At 56.9% G+C, this 23885-nt stretch carries 21 protein-coding genes and 3 pseudogenes; 16 read left to right on the top strand and 8 right to left on the bottom strand.

The window, feature by feature from the left end; genetic code table 11:
- Nucleotides 1-109: 109 nt before the first annotated feature.
- Nucleotides 110-979: pseudogene (locus CEJ45_RS04575) on the top strand (IS3 family transposase); the annotation flags it as partial.
- A 7-nt stretch (nucleotides 980-986) separates the two neighbouring features.
- On the opposite strand, the pseudogene CEJ45_RS25085 reads toward CEJ45_RS04575, so the two are convergent.
- The 3 genes and pseudogenes from CEJ45_RS25085 to CEJ45_RS04555 form a co-directional block, all read right to left on the bottom strand.
- A pseudogene (locus CEJ45_RS25085) lies at nucleotides 987-2024 on the bottom strand (carbohydrate porin).
- 380 nt (nucleotides 2025-2404) lie between these two features.
- Nucleotides 2405-3814, bottom strand: coding sequence for a heavy metal sensor histidine kinase (locus tag CEJ45_RS04560; protein WP_088754013.1), 1410 nt, complete (start codon nucleotides 3812-3814; stop codon nucleotides 2405-2407).
- Nucleotides 3811-4482, bottom strand: a complete 672-nt coding sequence (locus CEJ45_RS04555) for a heavy metal response regulator transcription factor (protein WP_088754012.1) — start codon at nucleotides 4480-4482, stop codon at nucleotides 3811-3813. Before CEJ45_RS04555 ends, CEJ45_RS04560 begins: the two co-directional genes overlap by 4 nt.
- A gap of 122 nt (nucleotides 4483-4604) precedes the next feature.
- Here CEJ45_RS04555 and CEJ45_RS04550 point away from each other — a divergent pair, with 122 nt between their 5' ends.
- From CEJ45_RS04550 to CEJ45_RS04505, 11 genes are all read left to right on the top strand, one after another.
- Nucleotides 4605-4994, top strand: a complete 390-nt coding sequence (locus tag CEJ45_RS04550) for a DUF4148 domain-containing protein (RefSeq protein ID WP_187697625.1) — start codon at nucleotides 4605-4607, stop codon at nucleotides 4992-4994.
- Between the two features lie 84 nt (nucleotides 4995-5078).
- Nucleotides 5079-5348 (top strand): metal-sensing transcriptional repressor, encoded by a 270-nt coding sequence (locus tag CEJ45_RS04545; protein ID WP_088754011.1) that lies wholly within the window; start codon nucleotides 5079-5081, stop codon nucleotides 5346-5348.
- A 9-nt stretch (nucleotides 5349-5357) separates the two neighbouring features.
- Nucleotides 5358-6491 carry a nickel/cobalt efflux protein RcnA gene (locus tag CEJ45_RS04540; RefSeq protein WP_088754010.1) on the top strand — a complete coding sequence of 378 codons (1134 nt, stop codon included), beginning with the start codon at nucleotides 5358-5360 and terminating at the stop codon, nucleotides 6489-6491.
- Nucleotides 6492-6504: 13 nt separating this feature from the next.
- Nucleotides 6505-7809 carry an MFS transporter gene (locus CEJ45_RS04535; protein ID WP_088754009.1) on the top strand — a complete coding sequence of 435 codons (1305 nt, stop codon included), beginning with the start codon at nucleotides 6505-6507 and terminating at the stop codon, nucleotides 7807-7809.
- A 191-nt stretch (nucleotides 7810-8000) separates the two neighbouring features.
- A complete protein-coding gene (locus tag CEJ45_RS24450) occupies nucleotides 8001-8360 on the top strand; it encodes a hypothetical protein (protein ID WP_134223378.1) in 360 nt (119 codons plus the stop codon).
- Nucleotides 8361-8539: 179 nt separating this feature from the next.
- The gene (locus CEJ45_RS04530; protein WP_088754008.1) at nucleotides 8540-9655 is read left to right on the top strand and encodes an efflux RND transporter periplasmic adaptor subunit; all 1116 of its coding nucleotides are present in this window, start codon (nucleotides 8540-8542) and stop codon (nucleotides 9653-9655) included.
- Nucleotides 9655-12750, top strand: a complete 3096-nt coding sequence (locus CEJ45_RS04525; RefSeq protein ID WP_088754007.1) for an efflux RND transporter permease subunit — start codon at nucleotides 9655-9657, stop codon at nucleotides 12748-12750. The genes CEJ45_RS04530 and CEJ45_RS04525 overlap by 1 nt, the downstream gene beginning before the upstream one ends.
- Nucleotides 12743-13045 (top strand): DUF3240 family protein, encoded by a 303-nt coding sequence (locus CEJ45_RS04520; protein WP_088754006.1) that lies wholly within the window; start codon nucleotides 12743-12745, stop codon nucleotides 13043-13045. Before CEJ45_RS04525 ends, CEJ45_RS04520 begins: the two co-directional genes overlap by 8 nt.
- Nucleotides 13042-14283, top strand: coding sequence for a TolC family protein (locus CEJ45_RS04515; RefSeq protein ID WP_088754005.1), 1242 nt, complete (start codon nucleotides 13042-13044; stop codon nucleotides 14281-14283). Before CEJ45_RS04520 ends, CEJ45_RS04515 begins: the two co-directional genes overlap by 4 nt.
- A 68-nt stretch (nucleotides 14284-14351) precedes the next feature.
- A complete protein-coding gene (locus CEJ45_RS04510) occupies nucleotides 14352-15287 on the top strand; it encodes a hypothetical protein (RefSeq protein ID WP_088754004.1) in 936 nt (311 codons plus the stop codon).
- Nucleotides 15284-15823 carry a hypothetical protein gene (locus CEJ45_RS04505; protein WP_141106955.1) on the top strand — a complete coding sequence of 180 codons (540 nt, stop codon included), beginning with the start codon at nucleotides 15284-15286 and terminating at the stop codon, nucleotides 15821-15823. The genes CEJ45_RS04510 and CEJ45_RS04505 overlap by 4 nt, the downstream gene beginning before the upstream one ends.
- Before the next feature lie 67 nt (nucleotides 15824-15890).
- Here the strand turns inward: CEJ45_RS04505 and CEJ45_RS04500 are convergent, their stop codons facing one another.
- The gene (locus tag CEJ45_RS04500) at nucleotides 15891-16145 is read right to left on the bottom strand and encodes a hypothetical protein (protein ID WP_134223375.1); all 255 of its coding nucleotides are present in this window, start codon (nucleotides 16143-16145) and stop codon (nucleotides 15891-15893) included.
- Between the two features lie 267 nt (nucleotides 16146-16412).
- Between CEJ45_RS04500 and CEJ45_RS04495 the strand changes: the two genes are divergently transcribed.
- The 4 genes from CEJ45_RS04495 to lpxE all read left to right on the top strand — a co-directional run bounded on the left by CEJ45_RS04495 (nucleotide 16413) and on the right by lpxE (nucleotide 20245).
- Nucleotides 16413-17093, top strand: a complete 681-nt coding sequence (locus CEJ45_RS04495; protein WP_240733929.1) for a HupE/UreJ family protein — start codon at nucleotides 16413-16415, stop codon at nucleotides 17091-17093.
- An 11-nt stretch (nucleotides 17094-17104) separates the two neighbouring features.
- Nucleotides 17105-17773 (top strand): transmembrane anchor protein, encoded by a 669-nt coding sequence (locus tag CEJ45_RS04490; protein ID WP_088754001.1) that lies wholly within the window; start codon nucleotides 17105-17107, stop codon nucleotides 17771-17773.
- A 115-nt stretch (nucleotides 17774-17888) separates the two neighbouring features.
- Nucleotides 17889-19481, top strand: a complete 1593-nt coding sequence (locus CEJ45_RS04485) for a sulfatase-like hydrolase/transferase (protein WP_088754000.1) — start codon at nucleotides 17889-17891, stop codon at nucleotides 19479-19481.
- The gene (gene lpxE, locus CEJ45_RS04480) at nucleotides 19478-20245 is read left to right on the top strand and encodes a lipid A 1-phosphatase LpxE (protein WP_088753999.1); all 768 of its coding nucleotides are present in this window, start codon (nucleotides 19478-19480) and stop codon (nucleotides 20243-20245) included. The genes CEJ45_RS04485 and lpxE overlap by 4 nt, the downstream gene beginning before the upstream one ends.
- Here the strand turns inward: lpxE and CEJ45_RS04475 are convergent.
- The 4 genes and pseudogenes from CEJ45_RS04475 to CEJ45_RS04460 form a co-directional block, all read right to left on the bottom strand.
- Entirely contained in the window at nucleotides 20188-21564 is a 1377-nt protein-coding gene (locus CEJ45_RS04475; RefSeq protein WP_088753998.1) for a HAMP domain-containing sensor histidine kinase, read from the bottom strand. The genes lpxE and CEJ45_RS04475 overlap by 58 nt on opposite strands.
- Nucleotides 21561-22244: a response regulator transcription factor gene (locus tag CEJ45_RS04470; protein WP_088753997.1), complete on the bottom strand. Its 684-nt coding sequence runs from the start codon at nucleotides 22242-22244 to the stop codon at nucleotides 21561-21563. The genes CEJ45_RS04475 and CEJ45_RS04470 overlap by 4 nt, the downstream gene beginning before the upstream one ends.
- Nucleotides 22245-22527: 283 nt before the next feature.
- A pseudogene (locus CEJ45_RS04465) lies at nucleotides 22528-22707 on the bottom strand (porin); the annotation flags it as partial.
- Nucleotides 22708-22797: 90 nt separating this feature from the next.
- Nucleotides 22798-23859, bottom strand: coding sequence for a DNA-binding protein (locus CEJ45_RS04460; RefSeq protein WP_088753996.1), 1062 nt, complete (start codon nucleotides 23857-23859; stop codon nucleotides 22798-22800).
- Nucleotides 23860-23885: the final 26 nt, after the last annotated feature.

Here is a 23885-nt window from a genome sequence, read left to right as displayed (position 1 = left end):
CAGGATCAGGGCAGCGCTGTTCTGCTGCAAGTGAAGTCATGGATGCAGCTTAAATTCTGGCAAACGCTGTCTTGACGGATGGGTCCACTTTACTGCGCGAGGTCAGCCGGGGAAACTTCTGAGCCCGGCGCGTCGCCGTCAAGCCGTAGCCCATGTCAGAATGAGCTTGGGTCACGCTGAACGGCGTATCTGCCGGGCGCTCCATCTCTCCCGTTCCTCGGTTCGTTATGCTGCCCAGCCACGCGCCGATGAGGCGCCACTGACTGGAGCCATCATCGAACTGGCCAGCCAGTATGGGCGTTACGGCTATCGGCGCATCCACGCCATGCTAGAAGCTCAAGGCTGGGAGCTGAGTCGCTCTCGGGTAGAGCGTATCTGGAAACTAGAAGGATTGAAGGTGCCAGTGAAACAGCCAAAGAGAGGAAGGCTGTGGCTGGCCGACGGTAGCTGCATCCGAATGCGGCCGGAATATGCCAATCATGTCTGGAGCTGGGACTTCGTCATGGAGAGAACGCATGATGGACGTGTTCTAAAAATCCTGGTTCTCATCGATGAATTCACTCGCCGCTGTCTCGCGCTGCACGTGGCCAGGCAAATTCGCAGTAATGACGTCATCGATATCCTGGCTGAGGCCATGGTGACCTACGGTGTTCCGGCATATCTACGCTCTGACAATGGGCCGGAAATGGTCGCCAAGAATCTTCGGCGCTGGCTTGCATCGGTCGGTTCAAAGACGCTGTATATCGAGCCAGGAAGTCCATGGGAGAACGGATACTGCGAATCCTTCAACGGCAAATTCCGGGATGAGCTGCTCAACGGAGAAATCTTCTACACCCTGCGAGAGGCTCAGGTCATCATCGAACGATGGCGTCACCAGTACAATACCGTTCGGCCGCACAGCTCACTGAAATACCGACCACCGGCACCGCAGGCTACACTGCCGGCAACAATCCCAGCACCACTGCGGCTTGCCGCTTAGACTAACATTAAGTCTGGACCAGTTGTTTCAGGCCGGTCACATGCGCGTAGCCCGCGCCGAGTGCAAGCGTATCGTTCGGGCGATGCCGATTTGGGCCGCGAAAAACGACACCCATGTTCAGACTGGCATCGATTAGATTGCGATCCTTGAAGGGCGTCTTCATGAATCTCGCTAGAACCGAGATGCTGCGCTCTGGAGCTGAGCGATCGCGCCAGATCACCTGATCAGCGGCAATGTAGAAGGAAAAATTCCCTTTATGCTCGCGGGGAATGCCATTACTCGAAGGATCCGACAAGGAGCGGCCCGTTTCGTCAAAGCGCTGGTCATCGAATGAATGCGTGTTGTACCAGGCACCCAAGCGATAGGTCCAATCAGGAGTTGCCTTCTCCGCCTTTCCGGCGGGCGCCGACAACTGCATCTCCACGATTGACATCGTGCCTCGGCCTAACGGGAAATCCGTTCCATTGCGATTGCGCTTTTGTGGATCCCCCTCAGGGTTGGAGACTGGGGTAGCACTGAATACGCCGCCGAGTCAAGTCAGGCCATCAATAGGTTTGACGGACAGCCTCAGGCCCAGGGCCGCAAGTGGATAGGCAGCACCGCCAGCTGGCAGGTCGGCGGTTGGCAGCATTGGCCAGCCAAACATGGTGTTGATGAAATAGCCCGCATTCGTGTTGAGCATGAATTCCTGATCCAGGCTTTGCTGGCCAAGCTTGACGCCGAGGGCGCCATCCATCAGTTGCTGTTCGAACCAGGCTTCCCACAAGCGGGTCGCGCGATCAGCGTGAATCCCGCTGGCGGTCTGCAGGGTTTTCAAGTTGTCTTCGCTGAGATTTGTGCCATGGATTTGCAGCCCACTGAGGTAGATCTGGCCACCTGTCAGTCCGAAGGCTTTCTCCGTATCGATCTGCACCCCAAGCGTAGTAAGTCCGTTGTACTGGAAACCACGATGAACGCCTCCGCTCAGGTTGCCGAGATATTCGCTGGTTTCCTGAAGCGTCAGGGTGATGCCTCGGGATTTGAGGGCGGGGCGTAGCCCTCCCATATCTCCAAACAGCAGGTTGTCGAAATCGCCGGCAGCTCCGTTGTTTTCCGCTGTATCAGTGTCGTTACCGCGTGCGGTAACCGTATCGGAGCTAGCCCCCGACTTTTCCGCCGCATGAGTTTCTCCGCTTGCGGGCGTAGAAGCCAGCAAAAGTATGGCAAGCAGCAGACCTCGGCTCTGAGGCCTCTCTGTCGGAGATGTTGCTGTCAAGATAATGATGTTTCTCGTAATGACGTCTGGAGTGATCCTTCCAAACCGGATCGTCAATTTAACCCTCGCTTCTTTTTTCCTTGTGATGGAAAAAAGCGGATTTGCCATGTCAATTGGCAAGAATGGTCGTGTCAGGCGGGAGCAAGGTTGGACGAGAAGGTGCCGGCGTATCACGCCGGCGAAGAGAGAGGGAAGCTAAGCGTGAAGATAGTGATTCCGGCCGAGGTACATGTCGCAGAAACGGTGCCGCCATGCAGGCTCATGATCGATTTGACAATGGCCAGCCCGAGTCCAGCCGAATTGGCTGAATCGACGCGAGACGGATCGGCTCGATAGAAACGGTCAAAGATGCGAGAGAGTTGTTCCGGATCGATTCCCGCGCCGGGATTGGCTACGGAGATTGATAGGGCATCGCCATCAGGTGTCACGGTGATGCGTATCCGCTCCCCACTGGGGGTATAGCGCAGTGCATTGGCAACGAGGTTGCCGACGGCTCGACGCAATAAGATGGGGTCTGCCGCCAAGGTGCTGGTGGCGGTTACTTCAATAGAGACGTTGTTTTCTTCCGCCAATCCTTCAAAGTAGTCCGCAATCTTCTGCAATTCGCGGGGAAGATCCAATTGTTCTCGCTGGAGAACGATGGAGGCATTCTCTGCCCTCGCGATGAAAAGCATGCTCTCTGTCATACGCGTCAGGCGTTGGAATTCTTCCAGGTTGGACCCCAACAAGGCCTGGTACTCATCGACAGAGCGGACCTGGCCTAACGCCACCTGAGTCTGGATCATCAGATTGTTGAGCGGAGTACGCAAGTCATGAGCGAGATCGGCGGAAAACTGCGTGAGGTTCTCAAAGCTCGAATGTAATCTGTTGAGCATCTCATTGAACGCGCGGACGATGATTTGCAAATCGGGGGGCGCGGAACTCAGCTCGATTTGCGTGTCGAGCTTGTGTACGGTGATTTCCCGGGTTCTCATCGCCAGTTGCCGCAAGGGTGACAATCCGCGCTTGACCAGGAAGTAGCTCAATACCGTGGCCAGGATGATGGCCGCGCAAACGCAAATCCATATCTCCATCCGGTATTGGCCGAGTAACGCCATGCGATCCGAGCTTAACCGGGCCACCATGACTTGCACGATTTCACCCGTTTTCGCGACTTGTAGTTCGCAGGCGACCGCCCGCGCTGATTCTCCTTCGCCCATGTCCAGGGTGAAAATAGCGGACTTGTCGAGCTCTTCCTGCAAAGTCAGGACTTTGGGGAAGACCAGAGGGCTGGTGCCGGGATTAGTCAGTGACAGCCCGTTATCCGTGGTCTTGATCTCCACTAGCAACTTGTCATGCCCAAGGGTGGCATCTAGAAAAATATGAGGGGCCCGTCGCATGGCATCGACCGAGCCCGCTTCCTTTACCAGGTGGGCGATCGAGCGGATTTTTCCAAGCAACTCCTCGTCGTCGCGCGTTTCCAGTTGATGGGCCAACGAGTGATACAGATAGGCACCGACTGCCGTCAATGTGAACACAGAGGCGGCGGCGAACAACAACACCAACCGGGCGACGATGGACAAGGGAGCGTTCAGTTTCAATTGCGCTCCTCCAGGACATATCCCATGCCCCACACCGTGTGGATAAGTTTTCTCTCGGCGGGATCGTCAAGCTTGGCGCGCAACCTCCGGACTGCAACGTCGACGACATTGGTATCGCTGTCGAAATTCATATCCCATACCTGCGAAGCGATTTCTGACCGGGAAAGAACTTCGCCAGTGCGCTTGGCGAGCATATAGAGCAGAGCAAATTCCTTGGCCGTCAGTTCAAGCCGGTTGCCGTTGCGCACCACTTTGCGTCGGACGACGTCGATATGAAGATCTCCAATCACAATCGTTTCGCTCTCGCGCGAGACACCGCGGCGCAGCAGGGTTCGCACGCGCGCGAGAAGCTCGGTATAGGCGAATGGTTTGACGAGGTAATCATCGGCACCGAGCTCCAGCCCTTTGACGCGGTCTTCGACTTCGTCACGCGCGGTCAGGAATAGCACAGGAGTGTCGTGAGTACGACGCAGCGTGCGTAGGACGTCCCATCCTGACATGCCCGGCAACATGATATCCAGAACGATCAGGTGATAGTGGCTTTCCGTCGCCAGATGCAGGCCATCTACGCCATTGCGCGTCCAGTCGACGACAAAGCCTGACTCGCTCAGGCCGCGTTGGAGGTAGTCCCCCGCCTTGGGTTCATCTTCAATCAACAGAAGGCGCATCGCTATCTCCTAAGGTTCATGCAAAGGTGCCTACATTTTCAATCATTCGATCTTCGTCATTCATTACAAATTTGTAATACCTCAGCAATACATCTGTGTGGGGCGCCTTTCTAGAATTCTCCATGTCGGCGCAACTCCTCTTTCTGGATTGTGGCGGACTTCTTAACCCTGACCTGGAGAATCTAATGAAATCTACCGCTATTTTTGCCCTGCTCGCCACGCTGCTCACCGCTTCCATAGTCAACGCCCAGTCGATGACGCCTGAGCAACGCGATAACGCCAACGTGACTGCCCGCAATAACTATCCCATCGTGCCGTTCCAGAGCAAGATGACCCGCGCTGACGTCCTCGCCGAGCTCAAACAAGCTCAAAGCGATGGTGTCATCACGAACGGCAACAACTACCCGATCATCCGCCAAGCCAGCACGCCGAAGTCCCGCGCGGAAGTAAAGAAGGAGCTGGAAAGCGCTACCAGCAACGATTTCCGGCAATCGCTTTACCACGGCGCCTAAGCCCTTGAGGCGCGCTAGCGATGTGGTGGGAGCGTCTTTTTTATTTCGTGTTATCCTATCCCCCCGGATAGGATAACTGAGATCATGAGCATTCACACCTCCCACCCAGACATCATCAAGCGCCTGAAACGGGCCGAAGGGCATTTGAAGACCATTATTTCCATGATGGAGGCCGGACGAGCCTGCCTGGAAGTCTCCCAGCAGCTACAGGCCGTCGAAAGTGCTGTTGCCAACGCGAAACGCGCCCTGATACACGATCACATAGATCATTGCCTGGATCACGTGATGCAGTCGGACGGTAAGGAAGCCGCCGATGCCATGCGGGAATTCAAGGAAATCACCAAATATCTCTAAGGAGCAGATATGACAGACATTGCAAGTCTGCTCCAGCAAGGGGCGGGCAATTTCTGGATATTCATACCCAGTGCAATTCTGCTCGGCGCCTTGCATGGGCTGGAGCCGGGCCATTCCAAGACCATGATGGCGGCGTTTATCGTCGCCATTCGCGGTACTGTTTCGCAAGCCGTGCTGCTCGGGCTGTCGGCGACGGTATCGCATACGGCCGTCGTCTGGTTGGTGGCGTTGGCTGGTATGTACTTCGGCAGCCAATGGAGCGCTGAATCATCCGAGCCCTATTTTCAAATGGCATCGGGCGTGCTGATTCTAGGCGTCGCGCTTTGGATGGCATTCAGAACTTGGCAACAGTCGCAGGAACAGAGCCGACAAGCTGATGCCGCGCATCACCATCACGCTCACGATGAAACCAAGTGGGTCAATACGGGCCATGGCCAGATCCGCATCGATATCTTCGAAGAGAATGTGCCGCCGCGCTTCCGCATCTTCGCCGACAAAAGCAATCGCCCCTGGCCGGCAGCAGGTGTGGAAATCCGCACTGTTCGTCCGGACGGCACCGAACAGACATTCAAGTTTGCCGACAAGGGCCAATTTCTGGAGTCCATTGATGAGATTCCTGAGCCTCATGAGTTCAAAGCTCAGGTCTTCTTGGCCCATGGCGCGCATTATCACATTTACGATCTGACCTACGAAGAGCATGCTCATGGTGACGCCCACGAACATGGTCACGACCATGGGGGGCTTGATGTCTCCGATGGCGGCTATCAAGACGCCCATGAGCGGGCACATGCTAATGACATCCGCAATCGCTTTGCGAACCGGGACATCAGCACTGGTCAAATCGTGATGTTTGGCTTGACCGGCGGCCTGATTCCTTGTCCTGCAGCGATCACCGTGCTGTTGCTGTGCTTGCAGCTGAAGAAATTCTCTTTGGGCGCCGGGCTGGTGCTGTGCTTTAGCGTCGGATTGGCCTTGACCATGGTTGCGTCCGGTGTGGTAGCCGCGTTCAGTGTCCGCCATGTTTCCAAACGTTGGTCAGGATTTGGCGAATTCACGCGCAAGGCACCGTATTTCTCTAGTGCGCTGATCATCCTGGTCGGTATATACGTGTTGTACAGCGGCTGGGCCGCGCTGCCGGCTTAAACAAGGGAGCATCATGTTTTCGGTATTTCGCAACCGCAGCTACCGACACCTGTTCCTAGCGCAAGTGATTGCGCTGGTGGGCACGGGGCTTGCCACCGTCGCATTGGGCCTGCTCGCCTTCGACCTCGCGGGAGACAAAGCCGGAACGGTGCTCGGCACGGCATTGGCAATTAAGATGATCGCCTACATCGGTGTGGCGCCAATTGCCTCCGCCTTTGCAGAGCGCCTACCGCGACGCGCCACCCTGGTCTCTCTTGATTTAGTCCGCGCCGCAGTGGCAATTTCACTGCCGTTCGTCACGCAAATCTGGCAGATCTACATCCTGATCTTTGTGCTGCAATCGGCGTCGGCGGCTTTCACGCCGACCTTCCAGGCAACCATTCCGGATGTGCTGCCAGAGGAAGAGGAGTACACCAAGGCATTGTCGCTATCGCGCCTCGCCTATGACCTGGAAAGCGTGGTCAGCCCGATGCTGGCGGCTGCATTGGTGAGCGTAATCAGTTTTCACATGTTGTTCGCCGGGACGTCGATCGGCTTCATCGGATCGGCTTTGCTGGTGGTCTCCGTCGTGTTGCCAAAGGCAAAACTGTCACCGCCGCGCGGTATCTATTACCGCACGACCAAGGGGATCCAAGCATATTTGGCCACTCCCCGCCTGCGCGGCCTTCTGGCGCTCAATCTTGCCGTCGCTGCGGCAAGCGCCATGGTGATTGTCAATACTGTGGTGTACGTTCAGGCCAAATTCGGGCTGACACAAACGCAAACTGCTTGGGCGCTTGCCGCTTTCGGCGGTGGTTCGATGGCTGCTGCCTTCATCTTGCCTGGCCTGCTCAAGAGCATTCCTGATCGCACAGCAATGCTGTCCGGCGCGTCGGCGTTGGTCATCGGCCTCTTCGCGGGCAGTGCAGTGGGTTCGTATGCTTGGTTGCTGGTGCTTTGGGTGCTGCTGGGGATTGGGTACTCTCTGACTCAAACTCCATCAGGGAGGCTATTACGTCGGTCCTCGTCCGCTGAAGACCGTCCGTCCTTGTTCGCCGCGCAGTTCGCACTGTCGCATGCTTGCTGGCTAATTACCTATCCGGTCGCGGGTTGGCTCGGCGCCCGTATCGGCCTGCCGGCGACGTTCGCCGTGCTCGGTGTGATTGCTTTGGTGGCTGTTATTGCTGCCGCGAAACTGTGGCCCAAAGATGATCCAGAGCAGGTGGAGCATGTGCATGCCGACTTGGATGACGGGCATGAGCATCTGGCCGGTGGCGGAAAGCGTCATCGCCATCATTACGTTATTGATGACTATCATCGTCACTGGCCACGTCCATGAAATGGTTCAGGAAAACCCTGGCTTATATTGCCACTGTGCTGGTGCTATGCTTCGGCATATATTTTTCGCTGCAATATGTCCTGATGGACTGAATTGAGGGTATTTTCTGGCCGTTATGGTGATTGAAAGCTGTTTGCCGCTAACGGATAATTTGAAAAACCTAGTACCTAATATGTGCGTTACCTGATTTCATGACAAGAACCATTTGCCAACGTGTCGCCTTACTGATGCTCGCGATTTTCATCGCGAACATCGGTATTGCTCAGATGCGCACGCAATGGATTCATCATGAGCTGGATCATGCCCTGCATGGAGAACTGGTTTCCGCGACGGATCATCATGCCGACGACGATGACCACGACATGCCTACAGGCGCTGAACATCAGTTGCTGCATGCCTCGGATCACGTCCAACCGCTGCCCGCCTCCGTGACGGCGGCGCCGCAGGTATTGGCGTTGGCCACCATCCTGATTTTTTCACTACTGGCTTTCCGGGTTCCGGAGTCGGTATTCCCCGCGCCATTTAAGCCTCCTCGACGCTCGTCGATCTGATTCCTTCGCTATTTTTTGCGTCAGTGATCCTGGCGACATGGACTGACTCGTCTGGCGAGATCGCTCTTTGTTGACCAGGCCATCGCCGCATCGCGTCTCAACATTTCTCGCTGTGAATTAATCCGTCCGCCTCTGGGCTGCCTTGTGCCGCCCGGACGGGCGGTGCTCAGGACATCAATATGAAAACACGTGCTTTCGTCGGGCGACTTGCTCTGGCTATTCTCATCTCCCAGGCATTGGCGGCCCACGCTGCCGACAGGCCAAAATCTTTCCCTGTCTCTGATCAACAGATCAAGGCGCTTGGCATTCAGCTCGTGTCGCTCGATCAGCAATCCGAAGCGGTCGCCGTGCAGTATCCCGCACAGATCACTGTTCCACCGGATCGCGAACAAATCATCAGTTCTCCATTGGCCGGCATGGTCTCGCAGATCCTCGTACGTCACAACGAAACGGTAAAGCAAGGCGCTCCGTTGTTACGCGTCATGAGTCCGGACTTCAGCCAGCTGCAGATGCAGCTGATGACGGCGAATTCGAAGTACAGCCTGGCTGCGCAAAACGCTCAGCGCGAGAAGGCGCTTTTTGACGAAGGAATCATTGCCCAGCGTCGAGTTCAAGAATCGCAAGCCGCATTGCGCGAGAGTGAAGCAGCGCTGTTCCAAGCCAAGGCTGCTCTGCGCATGGCCGGTGTTACGGATGGGGGGCAAAAGGGGCTGGGTACAGCCGGCAAGGTAGAGGATGGCTTCGTCCTGCGTGCTGCCAAGGGCGGCATTGTGACCGATATCGAAGCCAAACTCGGACAGCGTGTTGATGCCAGCACCCCACTGATGCGTCTGACGCAGGCTGATGTCTTGACCGCCGATATCCAGATTCCTGTCTCGGATGCCGCCAATTGGCGTGCAGGGACACCGGTCAAGGTCAAAGGTATCGATGCCAAGGGCAAACTTCTTAGTGTCGGCGCAGGTGTAGCCGCAGGTAGCCAGAGCGTAACTTTGCGCGCCTCTCTCGAAGGCGGCAAAGGCGCATTGTTGCCTGGCCAGTTCGTGACCATGGAACTGATGCCTGAGAAGGCCGCCGGCAGCTGGGACGTCCCGCTGTCCGCCGTTGCGCATGACGGAGACTATGCAGTTGTCTTCGTGCGTACCGCAAAGGGCTTCGACGCTCGTCCGGTCAAGGTGCAGGCTAGCGCTGCACAGCGTCTGCGCATCCAGGGTGAACTGCAAGCCAATGAGCAGATTGCCACCAGCGGTATCGTCGCCCTGAAGGGTGCGTGGCTGGATGACAAGGGAGGGAAATAATGCTCGCCCGACTTATCCAGTTCTCCTTGTCCCAGCGGCTGTTTGTGCTGCTCGGAGCCCTGATGCTTGCCGGAGCCGGATGGTTTGCGTTCACCCAGCTGCCAATCGATGCATTCCCGGATGTGTCGAGTACCCAGGTGAAGGTGATCATGAAAGCACCTGGCATGACCCCCGAAGAGGTCGAGAGCCGTATTGCCGTGCCGATTGAAGTGGAAATGCTCGGCATTCCCAAGACCAAAATCTTGCGTTCGGTGACAAAGTACGGCTTGGTCGACGTCACTATCGATTTCGAAGATGGAACCGACCGCTACTGGGCACGCCAACAAGTCAATGAACGTCTCGCAGGGATCACTGAGCTGCTCCCGCAGGGGATCAGCGGCGGTATGGCACCGGTGACGACGCCATTGGGTGAAATGTTCATGTTCACCATTGAGGCAGATGGGATGAGCTTGGCAGATAAGCGCAGCCTGCTCGATTGGGTAATCCGTCCTGCATTGCGTACGGTCCCAGGTGTGGCGGATGTGAATTCGCTGGGAGGCATGGTTCGTTCGTTCGAGATCATTCCCGATCCACTCAAACTCGCAAGCGCGGGCGTCACCATGGCGCAATTGAAAGACGCACTGCGCAGCAATAACATGAATGACGGTGCCGGGCGCCTGTCCGAAGGCGGCGAGGTTTTGCTGGTGAGAACTGAAGGCAGTATTCAGAATCTGGACGATCTGCGCTCGGTTGTCGTCACTGTCAAGGATCGTTCTCCGGTGCGCGTCGGCTCGTTGGCCGAAGTTCGCATCGGTACGCTGACACGTAATGGTGTGGTGACCAAGAGCGGGCAAGGCGAAGCCGTACAGGGCCTGGTGCTGGGGCTGGCCGGCGCCAATGCGCAAAAGGTGGTCGAAGGGGTCAAAAAGAAGCTCGAAGAGATTCAACCGACATTGCCAAAAGGCGTGACGCTAGACGTCTTCTATGACCGAGCCTCGTTGGTTGAGAAGGCTGTGGGTGCGGTATCGCGCGCACTGCTGGAAGCGACCATTCTGGTTCTGGTGCTGCTTGGGCTGTTCCTCGGCAATATTCGGGCAGCAGTGACCGTTGCATTGGTATTGCCGCTCGCCGCCCTGAGTACCTTCATTCTCATGCGCAGCTTCGACATGTCGGCCAACCTCATGAGCCTGGGAGGCTTGACGATTGCGATCGGTATGTTGGTGGATGCTGCCGTGGTCGTGACTGAAAATATCGTTCAACGGCTGGCGGACGATAAGAGTGACGGAAAGCTTCCAAGACTGCACATCGTTTATCGCGCGGTAAAGGAAGTTGCGGTGCCGGTGACATCGGGGATTCTGATCATCATCACTGTGTTCCTGCCCTTGCTGACTTTGCAGGATCTGGAAGGCAAGTTCTTCGCGCCGGTGGCAATGGCGATCGTTTTCGCGCTGGCTGGATCCCTCCTACTTTCTTTCACTGTCATTCCCGTCATCGCTTCATATCTCATCAAGAATGTCAGCCATGAAGAACCATGGCTGCCGCGCAAGTTACTGCAGGCATATTCCCCTTTGCTTGATTGGGTGCTCAGGCGACAACGTGTGGTGTCGATCGGTGCCGTGCTGATGCTGGCTCTGGCAGGTGTGCTTTATACGCAGGTTGGCAAGACATTCATGCCGACCATGGACGAAGGTAGCCTGATCGTAGGTATCGAAAAGCTTCCTTCCGTCAGCCTGGAAGAGAGCGCTGCGATTGACCTGAAGATTCATCAGGCACTGATGAAGGAGATCCCTGAGGTAAAGGGCGTGGTTGCACGCGCCGGCTCCGACGAGATTGGTCTGGATCCAATGGGTTTAAATCAGACGGACACTTATCTGTTGCTCAAGCCGCAGAGCGAGTGGCGTATGAAGACAAAGGACGAGTTGCTGGCAGAAGTTCGTAAGGTATTAGATACCTTGCCGGGCATCTCTTACAGTTTCACTCAGCCTATCGGAATGCGCGTGTCCGAGATGATTATCGGCGTACGTGGCGACATCGCAGTCAAGATCTTCGGGCCTGACCTCGATCAGCTCAATTCATACGCGACCCAGGTTGAGCAGGTGCTCAAGACCGTCGCAGGCAATCAAGACGTCTATACCGTCCAGAACGATGGCGTGCAATACATGCGGGTAGTGGTCGACCGCATGCAGGCTGGTCGTCTGGGTCTCTCGGTGGAAGATGTTCAAGATGCGCTGCGGGTACAGATAGAGGGCCAGCAGGCAGGAACCGTGATCGAAGGCAATCGTCGCACTCCCATCTTGGTTCGCGCTGCCGAATCGGTGCGCTTGTCCCCTGCAGAGTTCTCCGCAGTTCGTATTACAGGAAAAGACGGTACGACAGTGCCCCTCTCCAGTATCGCGAATTTGGAACGCGCGGCAGGGCCGGTCAAAATCGACCGCGAAATGGGTAGCCGGTACAGCGTCGTGATCGCCAACGTTAGTGGTCGTGACCTGGTGGGCTTCGTGCAGGAAGCGCAAACCAAAGTGGCGGAGCAGCTAAAATTGCCGACCGGATATCGCATGAGCTGGGGTGGCCAGTTCGAAAACCAGCAGCGTGCTGCAGCCCGTCTGGGCGTAGTGGTGCCGATTGCGCTGGGATTGATCTTCGTGCTGCTGTTTGCCACCTTTGGATCGATCAGACAGGCACTGCTGATTCTCAGCATCATTCCGTTCGCACTGGTGGGCGGTATCGTGGCCTTGTGGCTGACCGGTGAGTATCTGTCCGTCCCTGCGTCGGTGGGCTTCATCGCTTTGCTCGGCATTACGGTGCTCAACGGCGTCGTCCTGGTGGGCTATTTCAATCAGTTGCGACATGAGGGAATGCCGCTGCGCGAAGTTGTGGTCACAGGCGCCAAGCGGCGTCTGCGGCCGGTGATGATGACCGCGTCCATCACGGCATTCGGTCTGATTCCACTGCTGTTCGCAACCGGCCCCGGATCCGAGATCCAGCGTCCACTCGCCATCGTGGTCATTGGCGGCTTAATCACCGCAACTGCATTGACCCTGATGCTGTTACCCATTCTCTATCTGAAGTTCGCCGGCGCCGACAAGGAATCCGGCCAGGAGATCAAGCATGTCTGATTCCATTATCACCATTCTGTGCCCGCGCAATATCGAAGAGCAATTGCTGGATTCTCTGCTCGTCACACCTGACGTCGCAGTATTCACCAGCGCGACCGTGGCAGCCCACGGTGTCGCGCGGGAACGCTTATCTGCATCCGAACAGGTACTGGGTCGTGCAGTCATGACCCAAGTTCAGATCTTGTGTAGCGAGCAAGCCAAAGACAATTTGCTCTCCAATTTAAAAAATACATTTTCTCGCTCGGGGTTGCGCTATTGGGTGACTGCCGTGTCTGAGCAAGGGGAATTTGCATGAAACTTCATCTCACCTTATTGGCGGCGCTCCTGCTACCGTTGTGGGCGCAAGCCCAGAGTGCCCCAGGCATGCTGGACGGTCCTATCCCGGCGCCGATCGCTCGTCCCTTGCTGGAGCAGGATCCTTCAGTGGCCGGGGCCCGAGCCACGCTGGATGCAGCGCGTCGGGAATCCAACATTCTCGATGCCTCACCGTACGAATGGACGGCGCGTGCCACCGGTCAGCGTCGTCGTATTGAGAACGAGGCCAACTCAAACGAGTGGAACGTCGCACTGGAGCGCACCATCCGCCTGCCCGCCAAGGCAGCGGCAGACCGCAAGCTCGGCCAGGCGACAGTAGACGAAGCGGAGGCGCGGTACGGCGAAGCCATGCACGAGGCTGCGCGCGACCTGCTCGGCCTATGGCTGGCATGGTTGCAGGCAAATGCCAACTATGAGCTCAGCAAGAGCATGCAGCAATTTGCAGTCGACAATCTGGCTGCCGTGCAAAAGCGTGCAAAGGCAGGCGACGCCGCCAAGCTCGATGTGAGCCTGGCGCAATCCGATCTGGCTGAGCAGCGTCGGCAGGCCAACGAGGCCAAGCTCGGTGCTTCATTGGCATGGACGCAGCTGCATAGCCGCTTCCCGGGTTTTGATGGCCAGCTTGCCAGCTTCCCCAATATCTCCGCGCTGACTCAGGATTCCGGCTACCTGCAAGTTCGCATCCGTGAACAAAGCGATCGGCTCAAGGCAGCCGAGGCCGCATGGCGCAGTGCCGATGCGCAGGCCCAGCGCAGCAGGGCCGAACGAACGCCAGATCCGACCTTTGGAGTCTTTAGCGGATCCGAGGCGCGTGGCAGGGAGCGACTCATTGGCGTATCGATCAGCATCCCCATCCCGAGCGGATCGCGAAGCGAGCGCGCCATTCAGGCGACACACATGGCCGAAGCCAAGCGCCAGGAGCTGGAGGCGATCCGGAGGCAGATCGGCGCCGAAATCGATTCATCGATCGTCACCGTGCAAAGCAGCTATGACGGCATGCAACTGGCCGAGGAGAGCGCGAACTCCATGCGTGAAAACGCGCGCTTGATGCAACGGGCCTATTCGTTGGGTGAAGGTGATCTGCAAGGCTTGCTGCTTACCCAGCGCCAAGCCGCTGCAGCCCAGCAAGGCGCTTTGGCAGCTAAGACGTCGGCGATCAAAAGCTACTACCAGCTATTGATCGACTCCCATCTTATCTGGGGGCTAGAACAGAACTGACCTGAACGCCGCCTGTTGATCGGCGGAATGCTTGGCAGGCGGCCAGGCAGGGATGTTCACGTCTATAGATGATGAGGACGCCACAGGATATCGCCCGTTGGTTGGCGACCAGGCCCAAACTGACGGAGCTCTGCGAGGAGTTTCCGGAGCAATGGGAAATTGCCCAGCGCCAGTTGGATGATGTGATCAAGACAGGTAGTCCCGAAGATTTGAAGCGGTTGACGGAAAAGCCGCCGGAGTGGCCGCGGCAGCGCAAGGGCTTTCGGCAAGAGACGATGGAAAAAGCCATGCAGCAAGCGGCATATGGGCAAGTTCGATACCAGATGATTTGCTTGGCCGTGAAAGGCTACAGTTTGTCGCTGGCCAGTGGAAGTACAGGAGGAAAGGCGCGCTTCAGATGGTGGAATGGCTGGCTTGCCCAGCGGCTACTGTTCTCCGGTGGGCTGCAACGCAAGATGGTAAGTCTGCGGCTGTTCAGGTTGGTTTGGCCCTTGCTGGGCCAGAGAGAGCTCCTGATGCCGCTGGTATCGTCCCGAGGAATTTACTGTTTTTACAGTCGCGAATTCGTTGGCGCTCTTGCAACGCTGATCGGCCAGAGAAAGGCGCTCGAAGTAGGAGCAGGAGATGGCACTCTGGCTCGTTTCCTCACGCAATGTGGAGTGATGGTGACGGCCACAGATGACTACAGCTGGAGTCACCGGATAAGGTATCCGGCCGACGTACTGAAGTGTGATGCCGCATCTGCCGTTGCGAGGTATGCGCCGGAGGTGGTGGTGTGTTCGTGGCCGCCGGCGGGAAATCCTTTCGAGCGCCAAATATTTCGGGCCTCCAGCGTGCAACTCTACGTCATGATCGGAAGCAAATATCAAGTGGCCAGCGGCAACTGGGCTGCCTATGCTGAGCAAGAGAACTTCGAGATGACGGAAGCTCCGGAGTTGGCCGGTATGCTGATTCCGCCTGAATTGGGTTCTGCGGTTTATCTATTTAGCAGGAAGGAGATGTGAAAATGCTCACAATGAATGTTGATTGTCGGGTCTTGATCCGATTGAGGAATTATCTGTTGATTAGGGGAGCTTGTCTCGCGAGCGTAGCCTGTTCTTCGACTGCAAGCAATCGACAGCCCTGCGTCATATTGCAGCAGTCGGCACAATGTGTTGCCGTTTCCCGTGCGGATGCTGTCGTTAGCAGTGATGCCAAGATGATGAGCCCTGCTGAGGCGGGGTATTCCTATCTCTATGTTGCGCGGCCGTATGCCCAACAACGCAGCGTGGCATCACGCGTGTTTGTGGATGGCAAGCAGGTCGCCGAATTGGGCCCGATGACCTTTGCCCGAGTGAAGATCGGCGGAGGGGAGCACGTGGTCACAATAGCGACCGAGAATGTTCAGGATCGTCAGATCAGCGTACGTGGCAGTCAGGACACTCATATTCAATACCAGCTGACGGAAAGCTTTTTTTCCGTATCCCCGGAAACAAAGTTCCTGGAACGCAGCGAGATGAAAATGAAGATTCACCGTCTGGAGATGGTCGCGCCGCTCTGAAATACAGACCGATCTGCTGCGGAGCAGGCCCAGACTTGCGCAGACCTGAAATTCCCGTTCAACCGAGCTATACAAACCATTGATCAAAGCGCTTTTCTCCTTTGTTGACCGCCTGGTAGCTGTACTGGTGCTGTGCTGCATGCTGGGATTGCAGCTGGTCGGTGCTGCGTCGAGCTCCCATGAGCTCACGCTGCCAGGAGGCTCGAGTGTCGTCGACGCGGCCATGCACGTTGAGGCAGGCGATGACTATGGAATGCTGGAGACCGGGCATGAGGTTGGCGCTGAACATTCGCATCAGCACGATCCAGCCGATCACAGCCACGATGTCCCGTTGCCGCCGTCCGCGAGGGTAGCAGCTTTTTCCTTCTCTCCTTTCTGGGAGATGGCGCCCTTGGTTCCGCAGGGATCACGGGCTCCACTCCCACTAGAACGCCCTCCCAAAGCTCCTTTGGCAGTTTGATTTGTCCGGCCACCGGACGGTGGCCGCTCACTGTCTGAAAAGGAGAAATTCGTGTTCTTATCGCCTCACTCGGCAGGCGTAGTCTCGCCTCGTCGATCAATATCCGGAAGAAGCCATCGTTTCGTCCGGATTGTCCTTGCTGCTTTCCTCTTATGTGCGCTATATGCGTTGGCTACCGGTGTGGCGCTCGCGCACGGCATCGCCGAAGGCGACAAGGGCTATATCCAGGAAATTACCGGCGTGCATTTCATGTCCTTCCTCTACTTGGGAGCGAAGCACATGTTTACCGGTTATGACCACATCCTATTCTTGTTTGGCGTCATCTTCTTCCTTTACAAAGCCAAGGATATCGGTCTGTACGTCAGCCTGTTTGCCGTCGGCCACTCGACCACGATGCTGGCGGGTGTGTATTTCGGAACCAGCATTGACGGCTATCTGATTGACGCCATCATCGGCTTGTCGGTGGTCTATAAGGCGCTGGACAACGTAGGTGCCTTCCAGCGTTGGTTTGGCTTCCAGCCAAACACCAAAGTGGCGACCCTGATATTTGGTCTGTTCCACGGATTCGGTCTGGCCACCAAGGTCCAGGAATACGAGATCTCGCGAGATGGACTCATTCCCAATCTTCTTGCTTTCAACATCGGTGTGGAAGTCGGCCAACTGTTGGCACTCGCGTCCATCCTGATCGTTATGACCTACTGGCGTCGTACGTCCAGTTTCTTCCGCCACGCTTACACCGCCAATGTCGCCATGATGACCGCCGGCTTCATGTTGATCGGCTATCAACTGACTGGTTATTTCGCCAACTAAAGGATACCAAAATGTACAACTCTGATCTTCCAAAACGTGCCGAGCTCCCCAGCTCCCAGCAACTCTTGCGTTCGACCACCATCGCCGTTGCCGTGGCTGCGGCCCTGCTGGTCGCCGTTGTCCTTCCTGCCGAATATGGCATTGACCCCACTGGCGTAGGAGCACGCCTCGGTTTGACGGAAATGGGCAAGATCAAGACCTCCCTCGCAGCGGAGGCAGCGGCAGACAAGCTTGCCGACGCACAAAAGCAGACTGCGCCGGTCCCGGCGCCGGTTGTGCCTGTACCAGCTGTCGTCCAGGCACCCGCGCCCGTAGAAACCCCCGTAGCTTCCACTGCCAAGTCTGCAGCAGGCATGCGCTCCGACGAGATGACCGTAACCCTGAAGCCCGGTCAAGGCAGCGAGGTGAAGATGGCAATGAACAAGGGGGCCAAGGTCACCTATAGCTGGAAAGTCAACGGCGGCCTGGTCAATCACGATACGCACGGCGACCCGGTTGCCGGAGCACCTGGCGGCTACCACGGCTACGGCAAGGGGCGTCAGGTAGGCAGCGACGCGGGTGAACTGGTCGCAGCGTTCGACGGCAACCATGGTTGGTTCTGGCGCAATCGTGGGACCAGCGACGTGACCGTGACCATCAAGACCAACGGCGAGTATCAATCGCTCAAGAAGGTGTTGTAAGCGACTTGCTGGGACAGGCTTTGTTCTGTCCCAGCAGAGTAATTATCTGTATGGCCCAGCCCGTAGCAAATTGCCGGTGCGCCATGCTTCTTTTCCTGGGAACTTCGTGGTCACCATGTTTCGTAAAAAAAGTCGCGCGCTGATGCCGCTGTCGAGGCGTAAGCCTTGGCGCCTTGGCAGCACGGCCATGATCATGACGTGTTCATTGGTCAATGCACTTGTCTACCACGTACCACTCTACCTGTTTGGCATCGACAACTTAGACATGCCGTCGGCCAATGCACTGTGGACCTTATTAACGCTGTTTGTGTTTGTGTTCTGCTTGACCGCCGCCATTGCCGGTGCGTTAGCCGCTATTTCTGTGCGCACGATCAAGCCATTGTTCATGGCCATGGCCATTTCCAACGCGATCGCCCTGTATTTTTCGGTGACCTACGGCATCGTGCTGGACAAGACCATGATGGGCAACGTCTTCAACACCGATGCCGCCGAAGCACTGGCACTGTTTCACCCAATGGTACTGATCTACGTGGCGATTTTGGGCATCTTTCCATGCTGGCTACTGCACCGAACCAGGATCCGCCCGGTCTGTGCGTTCGGACGTGTGGCGGTTCCGTTGTTCGTCTGCCTGTGTGCGGTCGGCTGGCTCTACGCTGTTTCGCCGACTTGGTTATGGATCGACAGGCACGCCAAACAGTTGGGAGCCTTGGTGATGCCCTGGTCCTATCTGATCAACGGCGGCCGCTATCTCGCGGCTGGCATGGCACCGCCTGAACGCCGCTTGTTGCCGCCGGCAGAAGCGAGTGGGAGCGGAGGTAAGCCGAAGCTGGTCGTCCTGGTGATAGGTGAGTCTGCACGTGCGCAAAATTTCTCGCTCTATGGATATGCCCGCAAGACCAATCCAGAGCTGGAACAGGCCGGAGTGACGGTGCTGCAGCCGACTTACGCATGCGCCACTTATACGACTGCTGCAATCGAATGCATCTTGTCGCCGGACAAGTCTTATAACGCAACGGAGCCCATGACCAGCTATCTCCAACGAAATGGTGTGGACGTGATTTGGCGATCCCACAATGGCGGCGAACCTCCCATGCAGGTCCGCAGCCTGCAGCGGCTTGAACAGATTCCCGGGAATTGCTCCGGCGACGAATGCGGCTTCGATGAAGGCCTGCTACGTGATCTTGAGCAGCGCATCGCTGATACAAAGCAGAAGCAGGTGCTGGTTGTTCTGCACCTGGCTGGTAGTCACGGACCTGCATATAACACGCGCTATCCAGCACGTTTCGAGGTCTTCAAGCCGGTCTGCAAGTCGGTCCAATTGCACCAATGCTCGCGGGAAGAGCTTGTGAATGCCTATGACAACAGCATTCTTTATTCAGACTTTGTGGTGGCTCAGAGCATCGACATGTTGAAGCGTTTGAAGAGTTATTCCTCGTCGTTGATTTACGTGTCGGATCACGGCGAGTCGCTGGGCGAATACAAGCTGTATCTACACGGAACCCCTTGGACCATTGCGCCCGAAGAGCAGAAGGCGATTCCTCTCATCGTCTGGAACTCCGAAACGTCTGTGAGCGGCGGCGCCCGGCATATCAGCGGGGACTTCTCGCAAGCCAATGTATTTCACAGCGTGATGGGGGCACTCGGAATGCGCAGCCCCGTGTTCAAGCCGGATTTGAATGTCTTCGCGCAAGAAGGAGATAAGCAGTGAACATCAAATTCATCGCAGAAAAAGCCTGGCGACAAATTGAACGGCCGTGGAAGCTGATTCTGGTCTGTATGTTGGGCATCGCCCTAGTGGCACCATTTCCCTCCGATCTGGAATCGTACCGGGACGACGCGCCCAGCGAGCATCCAATCGTGATCGGCGTTGAGGAGTATGGGCGGTTCATCAATACCGCTGCGCAGATCGGCTTGCCGATCATCCTGCGTGATCCAGTCGGCGTCATGCAAAACATCTATATCGCCTTTGGCTCGACCGCGCTGACGCATGGACTGAAACGCGCATTGGATTCAGTCGTCGTCGATGAGACTCGACTGGGTGAACGTCCCAACGGCGGCCGCCACAACATGCCATCCGGACACTCGTCAATGGCAGCATGCGCTGCCTATTTCGTAGGCCGCCGTTACGGGTGGAAACACTTGTTCTACCTGGGGCCGATTGTTTTGTTGACGATGTTCGCTCGGGTGGCGCTGGACGCACATACCATCTCGGCGGTGATCGCAGGAGCATTGATCGGGATTGTCGGGGCCGCCTTGTTCACTGGCAGGTTTGATAGCAAGACGGTGCCGCGCAACTTTGGTGAACTGAATAGCTTTCCGAGTGTCGCTACCAAATGCCCGGGATACGCCCGGGCATTGGTCTGGTTTGGCGGCTATTGCTCAATCGACAGGCTGGCATCGTCACCCGATGGCTATCAGGCGTCATTGTTGACGGAGGTCTTGAATCGCAACGTAGCGCGTAGTCCGGGATGAGCCGGGGCTAACTCCAGGCTACCGTCATGCAGCTTAGCGATAGCGGCAACCAGGCTCAGACCGAGCCCGGCGCCTGGCGTGCCACGGCTGGCATCGCCGCGGTAGAAGCGTCGGGCGGCATTGGGGATTTCGCCAACCGGCATTCCGGGACCGTTATCCTTCACTTTGAGGATCACCGAACCGTCATCCCGGATGCTTGACGATAACTCTATCGACGTTCCAGTTGGACTGTATTTCAGTGCATTGTCGACGAGGTTTCCGACTGCCTGCGCGACCAGCACCGGGTCTCCCAAAATGACGGCTGGCGTAGATGAAATCATGGTCAGGGTCTTGTCCTGTGCCTGTGCCAGGGGAAGATAGAACCCAACGACGTCATTGGCGACTGCCGTTATGTCCATCATGAAGAATCCGGAGCGGCGCGCCCCGCTATCTATTTCCGCCAGTCGTAGCAGTGCATTGAAGATATTGATAACGCGATCCACATCCGAAATCGCACCATCGACTTCGATGAATACCTGTTCCGGACTTGGACGGTGATGCAGCACATCCTCCAGGCGCGAGCGTAGCTCAGCCAACGGGGTGCGGAGATCATGTGCGATCGAATTTGAGACGTTCTTGACGCCATCCATCAATTGCTCAATCTGAGCTAGCATCCGATTCTCCGTCGCAATGAGGGTGGCGATTTCATCGTCGCCGCCATGGTGCGGCAAGCGATGGGAAAAATCTCCCTGCATGATGGCGGCAGCGGCGCGGTTGATGTCATTCACTCTGTTTAGGAGGCTACGCCGCACCAGCAAGCCTCCGGCTATACCCAAGGCGGTAATGAATATGGCCGATCCGCACAGGCCGTAAAGAAACATATTTTCCAGCAGCCGATATTTGTCGATGTTGTGGGCCACGATCAGGTGGTAGCGCGAATCTAGGATGACATGATTGGCAAGAATACGGATTTCTTGCCCATCGACGTCGACGACGAAGCGCCCGCTTCCCTCGGCATGACCGATCTCGGATGGCCAGTCGGGAAGATTTCCGGCCAGCTTGTTCTCGGAGGAATCGGTGAGCAACACGAGGTCTTCCTCGCCGCCAGCTTTCGTACCGATACGAATGTTGATGTCGCGCACCAAGGCATCAATACCTTGCTTTTCGTAGACGCGCTGCAGCCGCTGGCTGTCTGCATGCAGAATATGGTGCCAGTCCTCCTCAACGAACTGCTGCCATGCGAACCACAGAGCAAAGGAAAAACAGGCTAGTACCAGGAGGCTGAAGGTTGCATAGCTGATCGCGATCGTGCGTGCGGAGAGCGTGAGGTATTTCTTCATCGGGTCGCGTCGGTCAGCATATAGCCCGAGTTCCGGATGGTTTTGAGCATTGAGGGCTTGGTATCGTCCCCGATCTTCTGACGCAGCTTACTGATATGCACATCAATTACGTTGGTCTGGGGATCGAAATCGTAGTTCCAGACGTGTTGAAGCAGCATGGCGCGCGTGACGACCTGGTTCACATGGCGCATCAGATATTCCAGGAGCCGGAATTCGGTGGGCAGCAATGACAAAGATTGACCTGAACGGGAAACCTGACGGGCCAGAATATCGAGCTGTAAATCACCGACGACGAGATAGGTCTGCACCTCGCGCTCTCGCGAGCGGCGAACTAGTGCATCCAGACGTGCAAGCAATTCACCCAGTGCAAAAGGTTTCACCAGATAATCGTCACCACCTGCTTGCAACCCATGGATCCGATCATCAACCGAGGCCATGGCGCTCAAGATCAGGATGGGAACGCTGTTCCCTGTTTTGCGTAAGGCATCGATGATGCCGACACCGTCTATTCCGCCTGGCAACATTCTGTCCATGATGATGGCATCGTAATTCCCGCTGGAAGCTAGCAGCATGCCATCGCGGCCATTGTCGGCATGCTCGAAGGTATGGCCTGCCTCCTTAAGCCCCTTTTTCACGAAATGCGCGACGCGCTTGTTATCTTCGACGATTAGAAAATTCATCGTCCATCCTTATTGCTGAGCGTTGTGCGATATCTTGACCTCTGGCTTGCCGGACATTGCGGGGCGGGGCTACTGGTTGATTTCAGCGGTCGTTGGAGTGTACAGGATGCCAGTCTGATGATGAAGTCAGAATGCCCGTATTTGACGCAGCGAGAGCCCATGGCGTCGCCTCTGTGCCGGGGTGAGCGAAGCAATAGAACAAAAGGCCCGCATGGATTGCATGCGAGCCTTGTGGTGCTACGCCTTCATACCGGATGTACCGGAAGAGGCAGGTCTGCGCCGCTTAGAACTTGTGACGGATACCCAGTGCCACCAGGTTCTGGCTTGCATCGGCATTTCCGGTAACGGCGTTGCCGGTCACATCACCCAGACCACCGGTGTTGGCCATATCGCTGGCGCGGATATTGGCAACAAAGGCATACAAGTCGGTGCGCTTGGACAGCCAGTAATCGGCGCCCAGGCTATCAGCTTTTTGCATGAAGCTTCATCGCTGGCATGGCGGGCTGCATGAGCCCCGCAGTCATGGGCAGGTGAGCGTCTCCCCTGCCCTGTCTCAGGATTGGGCAGGGTCCGGTGCTTCCGGCTCGCCTTCGCCATTCGTTTTTTCTTGCTTCTCTTCGTTCCGGCTGCGCCACTCCTGCAGCAGCGCCTCATGCGTTTCCAGCCTGGCGCGCACCGCTGCCAGTTCCCGTTCACCCTGCTGCCATTGCTGGCGCGCGGTGGCGGCGTCTTCTTCGGCCTTGCCGAGCTGGCACTGCAACGCGGCCAATGCCTCATCTCTTGCGGCCAGCTGGGCTTCCAGCACGAGCTTGGCTGACGCCACCTGCTGCAAGGCTTCCATCTGCTGTTCGCGACGGGCTGCCAGCGTTTGATGCTCGGCCATCGCCTGGCGCGCATGCGACAACTCGGCGATCAGGCGTACGCCTTCCTGGTTCAGGCGGGTGATGTCCTCCTGGCGAATCACAGCCTCCTGCCGCAACTGGCGCAGCTCGGCCTGCAGCCCTTGGAGCTGCTGTTCGTGGCGCCGCTGGTCCTGGTCGCGCTGGTCCTTGGCGGCACTGCGATAGTGTTCCAGCGCGTCGCGGGCGTGCTGGTGTTTTTCTTCCAGGGACTGGCGGTGTCGTTCGTTTTCGTCGAGACGTTCCTGCAGGGAATTGAGCTTCACTTCCAACGTGCGTGACATGGCGCTTTGTTCCTGGCGCTCGTCCCGGGTCCGCTCATGCGCGGCACGCTCTGCGATCAGGGCTTTTTGCGTGTGATCCAGGCGCAGGCCCTGTTCGCCGTGGGCGGTTTTCAGGTTCTCCAGCTCCTGGGTCATGCGGCTGATCGCGGCCTCGGCGTCGGCGCGTACGGCACTGACCCGGGCGTCGGCCTCTTCCTGCAACTGCGCAGCAAGACGGGCCACCAGGTCCTGCAAGGCATCGCTGATGCTGCGCGGCTGGCCTGCAGCCCCCTCCTCTTCTTCCAGTTCCTTCAGGTATTTGTGGATCGTGGTCTTGGAGCCGGTATTGCCCAATTCCACGCGAACAGCGTCCACCGAAGGATGGCGGCCCACTGCCAGCAGGGAATCACGCGCTTTTTTCACTTCCGATTTGTAAAGTCCGGTGCGTGCCATGGCTCCAACCTGATATTTGATGATGT

This window comes from Herbaspirillum aquaticum (assembly GCF_002213425.1).
GTDB classification, from domain to species: Bacteria; Pseudomonadota; Gammaproteobacteria; order Burkholderiales; family Burkholderiaceae_D; genus Herbaspirillum; species Herbaspirillum aquaticum.
This window is presented reverse-complemented; position numbering and strand designations above follow the sequence as displayed.